General features: G+C 70.3%; 15 protein-coding genes. 9 read left to right on the top strand and 6 right to left on the bottom strand.

The window, feature by feature from the left end; translation table 11 throughout:
• Window positions 1-780 precede the first annotated feature (780 nt).
• Complete coding sequence (locus MKK84_RS11280) at window positions 781-936, bottom strand: hypothetical protein (protein ID WP_243919739.1); 156 nt, start codon at window positions 934-936, stop codon at window positions 781-783.
• A gap of 493 nt (window positions 937-1429) precedes the next feature.
• Between MKK84_RS11280 and MKK84_RS11285 the strand changes: the two genes are divergently transcribed.
• A complete protein-coding gene (locus MKK84_RS11285; RefSeq protein WP_243919740.1) occupies window positions 1430-1753 on the top strand; it encodes a hypothetical protein in 324 nt (107 codons plus the stop codon).
• Between the two features lie 400 nt (window positions 1754-2153).
• Here the strand turns inward: MKK84_RS11285 and MKK84_RS11290 are convergent, their stop codons facing one another.
• The 3 genes from MKK84_RS11290 to MKK84_RS35440 all read right to left on the bottom strand — a co-directional run bounded on the left by MKK84_RS11290 (window position 2154) and on the right by MKK84_RS35440 (window position 3128).
• A complete protein-coding gene (locus MKK84_RS11290; protein WP_243919741.1) occupies window positions 2154-2522 on the bottom strand; it encodes a hypothetical protein in 369 nt (122 codons plus the stop codon).
• Between the two features lie 181 nt (window positions 2523-2703).
• On the bottom strand, window positions 2704-2841 hold the full coding sequence (locus MKK84_RS11295) for a hypothetical protein (protein ID WP_243919742.1): 138 nt from the start codon (window positions 2839-2841) through the stop codon (window positions 2704-2706).
• Window positions 2842-2999: 158 nt separating this feature from the next.
• The gene (locus MKK84_RS35440) at window positions 3000-3128 is read right to left on the bottom strand and encodes a hypothetical protein (RefSeq protein WP_279599481.1); all 129 of its coding nucleotides are present in this window, start codon (window positions 3126-3128) and stop codon (window positions 3000-3002) included.
• Between the two features lie 155 nt (window positions 3129-3283).
• Between MKK84_RS35440 and MKK84_RS11300 the strand changes: the two genes are divergently transcribed.
• Window positions 3284-5563, top strand: coding sequence for an FUSC family protein (locus MKK84_RS11300; RefSeq protein WP_409566490.1), 2280 nt, complete (start codon window positions 3284-3286; stop codon window positions 5561-5563).
• Between the two features lie 29 nt (window positions 5564-5592).
• Here the strand turns inward: MKK84_RS11300 and MKK84_RS11305 are convergent, their stop codons facing one another.
• Window positions 5593-5826, bottom strand: a complete 234-nt coding sequence (locus MKK84_RS11305) for a hypothetical protein (protein WP_243919744.1) — start codon at window positions 5824-5826, stop codon at window positions 5593-5595.
• Window positions 5827-6102: 276 nt separating this feature from the next.
• On the opposite strand from MKK84_RS11305, the gene pth reads away from it, so the two are divergent.
• The 6 genes from pth to MKK84_RS11335 are packed head-to-tail and all read left to right on the top strand — an operon-like array spanning window position 6103 to window position 10649.
• On the top strand, window positions 6103-6711 hold the full coding sequence (gene pth, locus MKK84_RS11310; protein WP_243919745.1) for an aminoacyl-tRNA hydrolase: 609 nt from the start codon (window positions 6103-6105) through the stop codon (window positions 6709-6711).
• A 45-nt stretch (window positions 6712-6756) separates the two neighbouring features.
• A complete protein-coding gene (locus MKK84_RS11315; RefSeq protein WP_243919747.1) occupies window positions 6757-6990 on the top strand; it encodes a hypothetical protein in 234 nt (77 codons plus the stop codon).
• The gene (locus MKK84_RS11320) at window positions 6980-7429 is read left to right on the top strand and encodes a PIN domain-containing protein (protein WP_243919749.1); all 450 of its coding nucleotides are present in this window, start codon (window positions 6980-6982) and stop codon (window positions 7427-7429) included. The genes MKK84_RS11315 and MKK84_RS11320 overlap by 11 nt, the downstream gene beginning before the upstream one ends.
• Before the next feature lie 9 nt (window positions 7430-7438).
• Window positions 7439-8536, top strand: coding sequence for a redox-regulated ATPase YchF (gene ychF, locus MKK84_RS11325; RefSeq protein ID WP_243919755.1), 1098 nt, complete (start codon window positions 7439-7441; stop codon window positions 8534-8536).
• A gap of 21 nt (window positions 8537-8557) precedes the next feature.
• Window positions 8558-9547, top strand: a complete 990-nt coding sequence (locus MKK84_RS11330) for a MaoC/PaaZ C-terminal domain-containing protein (RefSeq protein WP_243919757.1) — start codon at window positions 8558-8560, stop codon at window positions 9545-9547.
• A gap of 58 nt (window positions 9548-9605) precedes the next feature.
• Window positions 9606-10649, top strand: coding sequence for an aldo/keto reductase (locus MKK84_RS11335; protein WP_243919759.1), 1044 nt, complete (start codon window positions 9606-9608; stop codon window positions 10647-10649).
• A gap of 6 nt (window positions 10650-10655) precedes the next feature.
• On the opposite strand, the gene mtnA is transcribed toward MKK84_RS11335, so the two are convergent.
• Window positions 10656-11756, bottom strand: a complete 1101-nt coding sequence (gene mtnA, locus MKK84_RS11340; RefSeq protein WP_243919760.1) for an S-methyl-5-thioribose-1-phosphate isomerase — start codon at window positions 11754-11756, stop codon at window positions 10656-10658.
• Between the two features lie 168 nt (window positions 11757-11924).
• Here mtnA and MKK84_RS11345 point away from each other — a divergent pair.
• On the top strand, window positions 11925-13520 hold a 1596-nt coding region (locus MKK84_RS11345; protein ID WP_243919761.1), incomplete at its 3' end, for a DNA translocase FtsK.

Genomic DNA, 13520 nt, shown 5'->3' on the forward strand with positions numbered 1-13520 from the left:
GGACCCGTTCCTCCCCGACGCGGACCGCAACGATGCGTACAGTGCCTCGAGCGCGAACCTCGACACCTTCTTCTCTCCAAGCGCGCATCAAGCCGCATATGCGGGGCTCAACCCGGCGGCGGCCCGTTCTGCCCCCCTGGTTCCCCTTCCGAACGTCCAAGACGATTTGCGCGGGCCATCGCCGATCTTCGGCCCGCAAACGTCTGTCTCAGATCTCACCGACACATCGGCGGGCGATGCGAGGCCAGGCGGCGCATCGCTGCAGCCGGCTCGCCTAGACCGATTGCCCGTGCCGGGAATCGGGAACCGGCCGGTCTATCGCTCCCCCGAGGAAACCGACGGTTTCCCGGGGACGAGCCGTCTCGACCTTGCTGCGCCCTTCCCATCGGATCGCAAGGGCGGCGCGATCCCAGAACCATACCGCGCCGCCGAGGTGGGCAGGACCGATCGTGCGGATTCATCTTCGGGCCTCACCGGCGGGCCGGCGTGGCAACCCGCCTCGGCCCAGTCTCCGCCGGATGCCCGATCGCCCGATCCCTCGTTCATCCTGTCCTACGACAGCGAGACCCGTGACCCGGCCTCAACGGACCTGCCCCGCGATCTCAACTCGGCCCACGTCGAGGACGAGCCCGCAGATCGGGGACGCGATCCTGCGATCGGACATCCGGACGAGAGGGCGGGTACCGAAAGGCGTGACCTCGACAGTCCGGTCCGCAAACCCGAAACGCCGGACCTCGCTTCCGCCCAAGCGATGGCCCCCTTTGGAGACGTGTCCGACCCTCAGGTCGAGCCGCCGAGAACGGACGCCTCGGAACACGAACCCGGTCCCTCGCGTGATGCCAGGGCTTCCGATCGTTTGAGCAAACCCAAGTTGATGTGGACCGCCTGCGCTGCGGCGATCACACCGATCGTGACGATCTTCGCGTTGCTGTACACGCAGCCTGACCTTCTGAAGCGCCTCGAAGACCTCGCAGGTCGTCCACATCTCGCGTCAGCGCCTCGCGTGAGTACCGCATCGGAGTCTGAGATCAACTTTGGCAGCGCAGCGCCGGCAGCGCCCGCGGCGTCCCCAACCCCGTCGCCTCCTGCGGAGACGCAGCTCGCGGGCGAGGCACCGCCGCCATCGCCCGAGATCGAGGCCCGGTTGAAGGGCAGCGATGTTGGCGTACCGAGGCTGGCGAACTATCCACCCCCGGTCCTGACGGCAACCCCGTCAGCATCAGAGTTGGGGAGGGAAACCGGTGACACTCCCGCCCCCACATCCGAAGTCGCACCGGGCGTGAATATCACCCCACTCCGGGGCCCCGACGGGCCCCCGCTCCCGACGTTCGCCCCCTCGGACGGGACAGCGGGGCCGGGTGAGAGCACGCGCTCTGCGGCGACACAGGGGCCGGAAGCAGCGCCGACGCCCCCCAGCCCGGACGCCGGGGTGCCGACCTCTAGAGCGCGGAGATCCCCCGCACGGCGCAACAGGACGGGGGTCACCGCTGCGGATGACGCCCTCTCCGTGAAGGCGGAGCGGCTCCTAGCGGCGGGCGACATCCTCGCGGCGCGCACCCTGTTCCAGAGCCTTGTCACCGCAGGGGATCCGCGGGGTGCCCGCGGCGTCGCGCAGACCTTCGATTCGCACGTGCTCGACCGGTATCCAGCCTCCGGCGTCGTGCCGGACCAAGCCGAGGCGGCGCGCTGGCGGACAATCGCGGCGCGGCTGGAGACGCGCCAGCGCAGGAACCAGGGCGAACCCTCGCAGTAGGCCCGCCTTCCGTGGGCGACCGGCGGGCCGTGCGGCAGGGATCAGCACTCGGGCCACGGCGACCCAAGTCTCTTGTCGGATCTGCGGGCGTGCTTCGGGGCGGATGCGCAGGCCGATATCCGATATGGGCATGGTGCTCGGCGGCGAGCCCGGCCGGTTGTCACGGCGGCTGGCCCTGTCGGTCAGGGGTGATACCGTCCTGTGCCCGATCCGCCGCCGCATGAGCGCCCCGTCAGCGCCGCCGCGCTCGGCAGGTCTGCCGCTCGGTCTCGATCGGGCGAGGTATCGCGTTTTCGAAAAATCCCGATCCGCAGCTTTTTCGGCGGCCGAACACGAGCCACGCCTTCGACATGATCTGACCGGTACTCCACTGCGCCGAAATTCGCGACGCGCCTGACGCTCAGAACCTCTGCGTCGCCACCCGGAACACGCGCGCATTCTTCAGCGCGGACCCTTCGCTAACTGCAGGCGTCTCAGACGCTGTGGTCTCGGCGTTGCCCGAGCGCGGTTGAGTCGACTCATGACCGTGTGCGAGCAAATCGGTGTTGCAGCTTGCCATGAGCGCCGGCGGGACTGAATTCTCGATGCGCGACCGTGCAAGCTCCGACAGTGCAGAGGCGCTGACAAAAGCCCCGCGCGCATCAAAGACCCAGACCTTTTCGACGCCACTCTGGATCAGGGTCGATGCATGGGCGAGGGCTTCCTGGGGCGATGCGCACTTTTCCCTGTTGGTTACGCCTTGGCGCTCCGACACAATGGTGAACAGCATGGATCTCACCGGCAATGTTAGTAATTGAATTCTAGAACAAGGATATAGGCCACGCAACGCAAGTCAAATTTATCCGCGATCTGTCGGCTGCCAATGCCGCAGTGTGCCGTACCATCAGCAAGCGCGACATGATGGAAGTTCGAGTTGAGCCGCTTTGGCCGAGTGGTGGAACGCTTGCGTGTCAGGGCTCGGTGAGGATCTTCTGTCCGTAGCGGTCGAGGCAGCGACGGTCGAGCGCGGCGGGCAGGGGCCGCGAGGGGAAGACGGTCCGGTTCTCGCTCGTGAACTGGAAGAGCCCCAAGTACTGCGCAGGCCTCACGCGAAAGCAGGCTTCCGGTGAGACTTGGCCACGGCCTTTGAGAGGACGTCGCGCTCCAGCCTTCGCGGCCGAACCTGACGTGGCAGACGGGTCAGTTCCTCCCGCCCAGCGAGCGTCGGGAACTCGCTTGTAAGCCCGCGACAACCGACTTGAGCGACTCAGTCGCGGATGCCGAGGGCGGAGCGCCTGAACGCGCGGGCGAGGTCGGTTGGTCCGCGCCCAACGCCGACCAGCTCAATCATCCGGCGGCGGAACTCGGGGGTGTGGGGCGGGCGTGTATGACGCATCAGCGCTGTGCCAATCCGGCTATTGCCGCCAGTGGCTCCGCGCTCAGGATGAGGGTTGAGGGCGGACGGTGTCCTGCGCATCCCCGTCGCCGCCAACCCGGCGCACGAAACAGCTTGCGCGGCCGGCCGGATCCGGACAGGCCGGGGACCGGTTCATGCCGGGGCGTCACGCCCGCGTCCGGAGACCGCGCTTGTCCGCCCCGAATCCGACAGCATCCCGTCCCCCAGCCTCGCCGCCCGCGCCCGCCCGGCGCCGCCGGACCGCCGCCGGCCGGGGCAGCGTGAATCGGCCCGGCGCCGACCTGCGGCGCCTGCCGACCGGCCTCGACCTGCGAGGCGTGCGGCTCGTGGAGGGCGTGCGGGCCGCCTTCGCGTTCGGCGTGGTCATCCTGATCAACATCTGGCTGCAATGGCCGCCGCTTCTGACCATGGCGCTCGCCGCCAACCTCGCCTGCTTCTGCGACAACGGCGGGCCGATGCGGGTGCGCCTGCGGGTGCTCACCGCCTTCTCGGTGCTGGGCGGCCTGCTCTGGGCCGGGCTCGGCCTGATCCAGCCGTTGGGCTTGGCCGTCGTCGTCCCGGTGGCCTGCACGCTGATCTTCGCCTGCTCGTATGCCCGCGTCTGGAGCGTGCAGGCGCAGGCGGCCGGCAACGTGCTGGTGGTGGTCTTGTGCATCGCCCTCGACCGGCCGCTCACCCTGGAGCAGGCCGTCACCACCGTTCTGATGTTCGCGGCCGGCGGCCTCTGGGCGACGTTCCTGGCCCTGGTGATCTGGCGGCTGCACCCCTACCGGCCGGCCCACCGGGCGGTGGCGGAGGTCTGGCGCGACCTCGCGCGGCTGTGCGGCGACCTCGAACGGCTCGTCGCCCTGCCGGAGCCCGACACCGAGGCCTTCGACGGGCACGCGCGCGGCCACCGGCGCGGCGTCCGCACGAGCATCGAGACCGCGCGGACCATGATCCTCGATCTCGCCCGGTCGCGCGAGCGCGTCTCGGACCGGACCGCCCAGGCGCTGCTGCGCCTGGAGAGCGCCGAGCAGATTTTTTCCGCCCTGATCGCCGTGGGTGAGCTGATCGACAGCCGGCCCGACCCGCGCCGCCGGGCGCTGGCAAAGATCGTCCTGCGGCGCCTGCGCCCCCTGCTGGTGACCATCGCGCGGGCGATCCGCGACGATGTCGCCCTCGACCTTGCCCGCCTGGAGCATTCCATCGCCCGGACGGCTGAGGGCTTGTCGGAGGATCCGACCCTGGCGCGGCTGGCCGAGCGGATCGTCGGGCGCGTGCGGATCGGCGCCAAGCTGTCGACCCCCGAGGGCTACCGGCCCGGCGGCACGCTGATGGAGGGCGGCAGCCTGGGCCGGTGGACCCGCTATCTCGGGCCGCTGCGGCAGAACTTCACCCTGGCCTCGCCCAACCTGCGCCATGCGCTCCGGGCGAGCGCGGTCTCGGCCCCGGCGCTCGCCGCAACGCTGAGCTACGCGGGGGCCTTCACGCACTGGCTGGTGATGACCGTGGTGCTGACCATGCAGCCCTTCTACGCGGCGACGTGGCAGCGGGCCCTGGAGCGGATCGGCGGCACGGTGCTGGGCGGGCTCGTGGGGGCGGTGCTGGCCTACTACGCCACGACCCCGCTCGCCGAGGCCGGGCTGATCCTGGTGCTCTCGATCGTGGGCTTCGCGGCCCGCCAGATCTCCTACGGCTTCTTCATCGCCTGCCTGACGCCCCTCGTGGTTCTGCTGGTGGAGCTTCTGGAGCCCGGCCACAGCTCCTGGGAGATCGTCGCCATGCGGGGCGGCTTCACGGTGCTGGGCGGCGTGATCGCGGTGGCGAGCTGCCTCGTGCTCTGGCCGATCTGGGAGCCCGATCAGGTCCGCCAGGAACTGCGCCGGGCGCTCAAGGCCCACGCGGATTTCGCCGAGGCTGTGCTGCGCGCGTCCGCCGGGCCGGAGCGGGAGGCGGCGATCCTGGCCGGCGCCCGCGCGACCGGCCTCGCCCTCAACGATCTGGAGGCGGCGCTGTCGCGGGCCCTGCAGCAGCCCCGGGCCGGCCACCATCCGGAGGTCGAATCCGCCCTGGTGGCCGACGCGACCCTGCGCCGGATCAGCGCCCGGCTCACCGTGCTGCGGCACGCCCCCGAGGCCGTGGACCCCTCGGCGGAACCGTGGCGGGCCTGGATTGCCGCGACCCTGGCGGCTTTGGGCGAGGATCGGCCGCTGCCGGATCAGCCTGCCCTCGACCGGGGGCAATCGCTCACCCGGCTCGTGAGCCAGGTGGATTTGCTGATCGGGACCCTGCGCCCGGGGGAGATCCGGGGGGGAGCACCCGTTATGGTTTCGAAAGGTCGAGACCTTTCGCGGGTCCAGGGCGGAGCCCTGGAGAACATCTCGGGGCCAGAGATCTCAGGGCTCTGCCCTGAGAACCCACCGAAGGGCTGAGCCCTTTGGAAACCCGGATCGCGGTCGCGTCAGAACCGCGGCAGGGCGTTGGCCGGGCCGCCGGCATGCGGGCCGGCATAGCGGTAGGCAGCCGGCCGGCCGTAGGCGGCGGGGGCCTGCGACGCCACCGTGGCGTTGCCGACCCAGCCCGAATAGGCCGAGGCGGGATAGGGCGAGTGCTTCGAATCCAGGCCCTGCGCGAGGGCTGGCGTGGAAACCGCGGCGACCAGGGCGGCAGCGGCGGCGAGCATGCGAATGGTCATGATGATCTCCGAACGTCTTCGGTTGACTTCAGTGGGAAGTCATCCGGTCAACCGTGTCGGGTGAGGAAGATCGTCGGTGCGGCGGTCTTGATCACTCGGGCTTTGCTTGGCCGAATGTGACATCTCAACGGGGATAGTCTGCCTCGGGTTCACGGGCTGCCGTGCGCTGGCGCACCGGGGAAACGCGATTCGGTTGCTTCGGCGAGGATTCGGCGTGGGGGTGCGTCCCGCGCGGAAGCGTGCCACAGACCGCGGCCTCAAAGGGATGCAACCACCATGCGGCTGATCGTCGGCCTCGGAAATCCGGGCGCGCGCTATGCGGGCAACCGGCACAATATCGGCTTCCTGGCCGTCGACGCGATCGCCCGCCAGCACCGGGCGAGCCCGTTCCGCCATCGCTTCCAGGGGGAGGCCGCCGAGGTAGTGTTGGGCACGGAGCGGGCGATCCTGCTCAAGCCCTCGACCTTCATGAACGAGTCCGGCCGGGCGGTCGCGGAGGCGCAGCGCTTCTACAAGATCCCGCTGGCCGATGTGATCGTGCTCCACGACGAACTCGACCTCGCCCCGGCCAAGCTCCGGGTGAAGCTCGGAGGCGGCAATGCCGGGCATAACGGGCTGCGCTCGATCACCGCGCAATGCGGCAACGAGTATCGACGGGTGCGGCTCGGCATCGGCCATCCTGGCGACAAGGCACTGGTGCATGCCTACGTGCTCAACGATTTCGGTAAGGCCGAGCAGCCCTGGGTCGAGGATCTCTGCCACGCCGTTGCCGACCATGCCGCCCTGCTGGCGGCGGGCGAGGATGCGAGCTTCCAGAACAAGGTCCACCTCGCCATGGCGGGCCGCGGCTGGGACGAGGTGAAGACGCTCGGCGCGAAGAATTGACACGAAAACACGGGAACACGATATGGATCGGCCGTGGAGGCTGCCATGAAGAACGTCACCGTGACGATGAGCGAGGCCCTGCTGCAGCGGGCACGCGTCGCGGCCGCGCGCGACGGCAAGAGCCTGTCGCGCTTCGTGGCCGAGGCGGTCGAGCAGCGCGTCGGCCGGCCGCTGACGCAGCGCGAGGCGCTCGAGCGCTTCCTGGCCGGACCGCCCCTCCACGTTCTGGACGAGAACGGGAAGGTTCCCACCACGGACCAACTGTACGATGACGACTGATCTGGTCTTCGTCGATACGAACGTCTTCCTGTATGCCCGCGACGACCGTTATCCGGACAAGCAGCGGACGGCCACGCACTGGCTGGCAACGCTCGCGGCCCGCGAGGCCCTCGTCGTGAGTCCGCAGGTGATCGGCGAGATCCACAATGCGGTCCTGCGCGGGAAGGTCGCCGTCGACAGCGCGGAGATGCGGCGCATGACATTGGAGCTGCAACCCTTCTCCCAGGGCGCGACCGATCTCGAACTCATCACGCGGGCTTGGTCGATCCGAACCGAGACCGCCTTCCAGTGGTGGGATTGCATCATTCTCGCAGCTGCGATGCGCGCCGGATGCCGCTATCTTCTCTCGGAGGATTACCAGCACGACCGCACGGTCCGCGGCACCACCATCCTCAACCCCTTCATGGTCGGCCCCGAGGCCGTCGTGACCGAACACTAGGACCGATCCATGGGCTTCAAATGCGGCATCGTCGGCCTGCCGAACGTCGGCAAGTCGACCCTCTTCAACGCGCTGACGCAGACGGCGGCCGCCCAGGCGGCCAATTACCCGTTCTGCACCATCGAGCCGAATGTCGGCGAGGTGGCGGTGCCCGATCCCCGGCTCGACGACCTCGTCCGCATCGCCGCGTCCAAGGAAAAAATCCCGACGCGGCTGACCTTCGTGGACATCGCCGGGCTGGTGCGCGGCGCCTCCAAGGGTGAGGGCCTGGGCAATCAGTTCCTGGCCAATATCCGCGAGGTCGACGCCATCGCCCACGTGGTCCGCTGCTTCACGGACGGCGACGTCACCCACGTGGAGGGCAAGGTCGATCCGGCCGCCGATATCGAGACCATCGAGACCGAGCTGATGCTGGCCGACCTCGACAGCCTGGAGCGTCGGGCCGTCGCCCTGGAGAAGAAGGCCAAGGGCGCCGACAAGGAGGCCAAGGAGACCCTCGACCTCGTCAACCGCGCCCTGCCGCTGCTGCGCGAGGGCAAGCCTGCCCGCCTCGTGGAGCGCAAGCCCGACGAGGAGAAGCTGTTCCAGTCGCTCGGCCTGATGACCGCCAAGCCTGTCCTCTACGTCTGCAACGTCGATGAAGGCGATGCCGACAAGGGCAACGCCTATTCGGACGCGGTCTTCGCCCGCGCCAAGGCCGAGGGCGCCATCGCGGTGGTGGTCTCGGCCAAGATCGAGAGCGAGATCGCCGTGATGCCCGAGGCCGACCAGGCCGAGTTCCTGGAGGCTGTGGGGCTTGCCGAGCCCGGCCTCAACCGGGTGATCCGCGCGGGCTACGATCTCCTGGGCCTCGTGACCTACTTCACGGTCGGTCCCAAGGAGGCCCGGGCCTGGACGATCACCAAGGGCACCCGCGCGCCGGGGGCGGCGGGCGTGATCCACTCGGATTTCGAGAAGGGCTTCATCCGCGCCGAGACCATCGCGTTCAAGGACTACACGACGCTGAACGGCGAGGCTGGGGCCCGGGACGCCGGCAAGCTTCGGCTGGAGGGCAAGGAGTACGTGGTGCAGGACGGCGACGTGCTGCACTTCCGCTTCGCCAACTGATCATCCCTGGACGCGCCCGCCATGTCCGATCCCGCCCTCGAAGACTTTTCCGTCGACGACGTAATCGTCGGCGAGCCGCTGACGGTCACCCGCGACGCCATCGTGGGCTACGCGAAGGCGTTCGACTTCCAGCCGTTCCACCTCGACGAGGCGGCGGCGGCAGGGACCTTCGCGGGCCGGCTGATCGGCTCGGGCTGGCATACGGCCGCGCTGGGCATGCGGCTGCTCCAGCAGGGGCCGTTCCGGGGCGGCTCATCGCTCGGCGCGCCGGGGATCGACGATTTGCGCTGGCGGGTGCCGGTGCTGCCGGGCGATGCCCTGACGCTGACCTTCCGCGTCCTCGGCCTGCGGGACTCGGCCTCGAAGCCGGGGCTCGGCTTCGTGACCGCGGAGGTCGCCCTCGGCAACCAGCGTGGCGAAACGGTGCTGACCCAGCGCTTCACCTTCATGCTGGCCCGGCGCGGCACCGATCCCCTGCCGCCGCGGCCGGTCGAGATCGGCGAGCCAGCGCCCGTGACGGAGCCGGAGGATGCCGAGATCCTGCCGTTCCTGCGGGATGCAGAGATCGGATCGACCCGCGATCTCGGCCCTTACCCGTTCAGCGCCGAGGCGATCATCGCGTTCGCCCGGGCCTACGACCCGCAGGCGTTCCACCTCGACCCCGAGGCGGCCAAGCGCAGCCATTTCGGTGGGCTCTGCGCCTCCGGCTGGCACACGGCCGCCGCCTACATGAACCGGCTGCTGACCACCCGTGCCCGCGACGAAGCCTACACCGCCGCGCGCGGCCCCGTGCCCGAGGCAGGCCCCTCCCCCGGCTTCAAGAACCTGCGCTGGCTGAAACCCGTCTATGCGGGCGACACGGTGCGGTTCAGCGCCAAGCTGACCGACAAGCGCGCCTCGGCCTCGCGGCCCGGCTGGGGGCTGGCCTTCGCCCGCAACACCGGGGTGAACCAGCGCGGCGAGCCGGTCTTTTCTTTCGACAGCACCGTGTTTCATCGCTGGGAGCCCTGAGCGCACCGGGCCCCGCCCCGGGCGTTGACAGTCACGACACGGACGGAATCAGGCAGGCATGTACCAGAAGAAGCTCGGCAACACGGGGCTGTTCGTCTCCGAACTCTGCCTCGGCACCATGACCTTCGGGGGTGGGGCCGGGATGTGGCGCCAGATCGGCGCCCTCGACCAAGCGGAGGCCGAGCGCCTCGTCGGGCGGGCGCTCGAGGCTGGGATCAACTTCATCGACACCGCCGATGTCTATGCCGAAGGGCTGTCGGAAGAGATCACCGGCCAGGCTCTGCGCGACCTCAAGGTCCCGCGCGACAGCGTCGTCGTCGCCACCAAGGGCTACGGGCCGACCGGCTCGGGCGCCAACGCCAAGGGCGCCTCGCGCCTGCACCTGATCGACGCCTGCAAGGCGAGCCTCAAGCGGCTCCAGCTCGACCATATCGACCTCTACCAGATCCACGGCTTCGACCCGGCGACGCCGATCGAGGAGCAGGTGCGGGCGCTGGACATCCTCGTGCAGCACGGCCACGTCCGCTACGTCGGTGTCTCGAATTGGGCGGCGTGGCAGATCGTGAAGGCGCTGGGGATCAGCGCACGGGCCGGGCTTGCCCGCTTCGAGACCCTGCAGGCCTACTATTCCATCGCGGGCCGCGACCTGGAGCGCGAGATCGTCCCGATGCTGCACTCGGAGGGGCTGGGCCTTCTGGTCTGGAGCCCGCTGGCCGGCGGCCTGCTCAGCGGCAAGTATGCGGGCGGCGCCGGCGAGGGCCGGCGCGCGAGCTTCGATTTCCCGCCGGTTGACCGGCCCCGGGCCGAAGCCTGCATCGACGCGATGCGGACTGTCGCGGAGGCGCGCGGCGTCTCTGTGGCCCAGGTGGCGCTGGCTTGGCTTCTGCACCGCAAGGCGGTGACCAGCGTCATCGTGGGGGCCAAGCGCCTCGATCAGCTGGAGGACAACATCGCGGCGACCGAACTCAGCCTCACTGGCGAGGAACTCGACGCCCTCGACGCGGTGAGCGCCCTGCCGGCGGAGTATCCGGGCTGGATGTTCGAGCGCCAGGGCGCCCGGGCGCAGCAGCTCGCGGAATCGGGCCGGCCAGGTGTGCGGTAAGACGGCTCACGCCGCCTTGCGCCGCTCCGGATAGAGCCCGTACAGCCCCTCGGCGCTCGCGTCACACACGCCGCGCTCGGTGATGATGCCGGTCACCAGCCGCGCCGGCGTCACGTCGAAGGCCGGGTTGGCCACGGGGCTGCCCGGCGAGACCACCTCGATCGTGGCGAAGCCGCCATCGGCGAGCCGGCCGGTCATGTGGGTGACCTCGCGCCCGTCGCGCTCCTCGATCGGGATCTCCTTCACGCCGTCCTGCAGCGTCCAATCGATCGTCGAGAACGGCAGCGCCGCGTAGAACGGCACGCCGGTATCGTGGGCGGCGAGCGCCTTCAGGTAGGTGCCGATCTTGTTGCAGACGTCGCCGCGCGCCGTGGTCCGGTCCGAGCCGACGATGCACAGATCGACCTGCCCGTGCTGCATCAGATGGCCGCCGGCATTGTCGGCGATCACCGTGTGGGGCACGCCGTGGCCGTGCAGCTCGAACGCGGTCAGCGCCGCCCCCTGGCTGCGCGGGCGGGTCTCGTCGACCAGCACGTGGACCGGCACGCCCTGCGCGTGGGCAGCGTAGACCGGCGCCAGCGCCGTGCCCCAATCCACGGTGGCGAGCCAGCCGGCGTTGCAGTGGGTCAATACCGTGATCGGACCGCCACCCTTGGCCTTGTACAGGTCGGCGATGATCCGGCCGCCATGGGCGCCGATCGCACGGCAGCTCGCGACATCCTCCTCGGCGATGCGGCCGGCCTCCGCGAAGGCGCGGTCGAAGCGCTCGCCCGGCTGGACCTGCCGCAGGTTGGCGGCGACCCGGTCCAGCGCCCAGCGCAGGTTGATCGCCGTCGGCCGCGTGGCGGCAAGCGTCGCCACCGCGCGGTCGATGCCCTCCGCGGAGGCATCCGCCCGCATGGCGAGCGCCAGCCCGTAGGCCGCGGTGACGCCGATCAGGGGCGCGCCGCGGACGATCATGGTGCGGATCGCCACGGCTGCGTCGTCCAGCGTCGCGACGCGCTTCAGCTCGAACGCGAAGGGCAGGCGCGTCTGGTCGATCACCTGGACGCTGACGCCGTCCGGGTCCGGGAAGATCGTGTGGTAGGGCTGGCCGTCGATGTTCATGGCCGAACCTGTGCCACAGCACAACGCGGTTTGCACCCTTCGGAACGGCACCGCACCCGCCTGGGGACGGGCAACCAGAGGCCGGTCAGGCTTCCTCAACCTTAGCGGCTCGTTAAGGCGGCCATGCCTAGCCTCAGGGGTAAGTTCCCGCTCCGCGTCCGGTCCCGCATGCGCTCGCTTCGCCGTCCCGCATCGCCCTACGACACCTTCGTCGACAGCGTCCGCCCATTCCTGGGCAAGCGCCTGACGGAACTCGGCGGCCTTGTGCTGTTCACCGGCGCCGTGGCGCTGACCGTGGCTTTGGCCACGTGGTCGATCGACGACCCGAGCCTCAACCACGCCACCGACCATGCCGCCCACAACGTGCTCGGCCAGCCGGGCGCCGTGGTGGCGGATCTCTGCATGCAGATCCTCGGCCTCGGATCGCTCGCCTTCGTGCTGCCCCCGGCCCTCTGGGGCGTGCGGCTGATGCGCGAGCGCAACCTGCCCGACGGGGGGATGCGCATCGCGCTCTGGATCATTGGCTTCTGCGCGGCGAGCGCGGTGGCGAGCGCGCTGCCGCCCACGACGCGCTGGCCGCTGCCCACCGGCCTCGGGGGCGTGGCCGGCGACGGGCTGCTGTCGATGGCCCGGGTGATCGTCGGCGCGGTCTCGTCGGCCGCCGCCCACCTCGTCGGGTTCGGCTACGCCGCGGTGGCGATCCTGAGCCTCACCGGCGCCTGCCGCTTCGGCCTTGTCGAGGAGGACGCGTTCCAAGACGAGCCCTATCCCGTCCGGCGTGTGCCGGTCCGGTCTCGCGACGAGCGCGACGATACCGACGAGCCGGGCCTCGGCCTCGTGGGGATCGGCGCCCTGGCGCAGGGCCTGATGCGGCTCCGCCTCGCGGCTTCCGACAAGATCGCCGGATGGCGCGCGGGCCGGGCCGAACCGTTCGACGGCGCCTCGCCAGCGCTCGCGGCCCGGCGCGCCTTCACGGATGCGGACCTGCCCTGGGCCGACCACCTCCCCGCGGACGCTCAGCCGGGGCCCGGCCGGCGCGAGCCCGTCTTCGACGCGCCGGGCGTCCCGCCCGCCGAGGGCGAGCCCGACCACGCCGTGGCGCCGCACGACGAGGCCGACGCGTTCGAGGCCGCGCCGCGCTCCCCGCGCACGCCGCAGCGTCCCCAGCCGCCTCAGCCCGAGCCCACTGCGTCCCGGGTCGCCCCGCCGGCCGCCGCGCCGGTGCCGGCCCGCCGCGGCCCAGCCCCCGCGCTGAGACCCGAGGATTACGCCCTGCCCGCCCTCGACCTGCTGGCGGCCCCCCGCGGCCCGTCGCAGGCCAGCCAGGTCCCGGCGGATGCCCTGGAGCAGAACGCCACCCTGCTGGAGGCGACGCTCGGCGATTTCGGCGTGCGCGGCGACATCCTGGCGGTGCGGCCGGGCCCGGTCGTCACCCTCTATGAGCTCGAGCCCGCCCCCGGCACCAAGTCCAGCCGCGTGATCGCGCTGGCCGACGACATCGCCCGGTCGATGTCGGCGGTCTCGGCCCGCGTCGCGGTCGTGCCCGGCCGCAACGCCATCGGCATCGAATTGCCGAACACCAAGCGTGAGACGGTGTACTTACGCGAGTTGCTGGCCTCCACGGATTTCGCCGAGAGCAAGCACAAGCTGGCTCTGTGCCTGGGCAAGAACATCGGCGGCGAGCCGATCATCGCCGACCTCGCGCGTATGCCGCATCTGCTCGTTGCCGGCACCACCGGCTCGGGCAAGTCGGTGGCGATCAAC

The sequence above is a fragment of the Methylobacterium sp. E-065 genome, assembly GCF_022829605.1.
Taxonomy (GTDB): Bacteria; Pseudomonadota; Alphaproteobacteria; order Rhizobiales; family Beijerinckiaceae; genus Methylobacterium.

Bases quoted from the DNA above. Each gene is read 5' to 3' on its own strand.
- MKK84_RS11315 (WP_243919747.1), top strand. From the start codon at position 6,757: ATGAAGAACGTCACCGTGACGATGAGCGAGGCCCTGCTGCAGCGGGCA.
- MKK84_RS11330 (WP_243919757.1), top strand. From the start codon at position 8,558: ATGTCCGATCCCGCCCTCGAAGACTTTTCCGTCGACGACGTAATCGTC.
- MKK84_RS35440 (WP_279599481.1), bottom strand. From the start codon at position 3,128: ATGCGTCATACACGCCCGCCCCACACCCCCGAGTTCCGCCGCCGGATG.
- MKK84_RS11290 (WP_243919741.1), bottom strand. From the start codon at position 2,522: ATGCTGTTCACCATTGTGTCGGAGCGCCAAGGCGTAACCAACAGGGAA.
- pth (WP_243919745.1), top strand. From the start codon at position 6,103: ATGCGGCTGATCGTCGGCCTCGGAAATCCGGGCGCGCGCTATGCGGGC.
- MKK84_RS11305 (WP_243919744.1), bottom strand. From the start codon at position 5,826: ATGACCATTCGCATGCTCGCCGCCGCTGCCGCCCTGGTCGCCGCGGTT.
- ychF (WP_243919755.1), top strand. From the start codon at position 7,439: ATGGGCTTCAAATGCGGCATCGTCGGCCTGCCGAACGTCGGCAAGTCG.
- mtnA (WP_243919760.1), bottom strand. From the start codon at position 11,756: ATGAACATCGACGGCCAGCCCTACCACACGATCTTCCCGGACCCGGAC.
- MKK84_RS11300 (WP_409566490.1), top strand. From the start codon at position 3,284: ATGCCGGGGCGTCACGCCCGCGTCCGGAGACCGCGCTTGTCCGCCCCG.
- MKK84_RS11335 (WP_243919759.1), top strand. From the start codon at position 9,606: ATGTACCAGAAGAAGCTCGGCAACACGGGGCTGTTCGTCTCCGAACTC.
- MKK84_RS11320 (WP_243919749.1), top strand. From the start codon at position 6,980: ATGACGACTGATCTGGTCTTCGTCGATACGAACGTCTTCCTGTATGCC.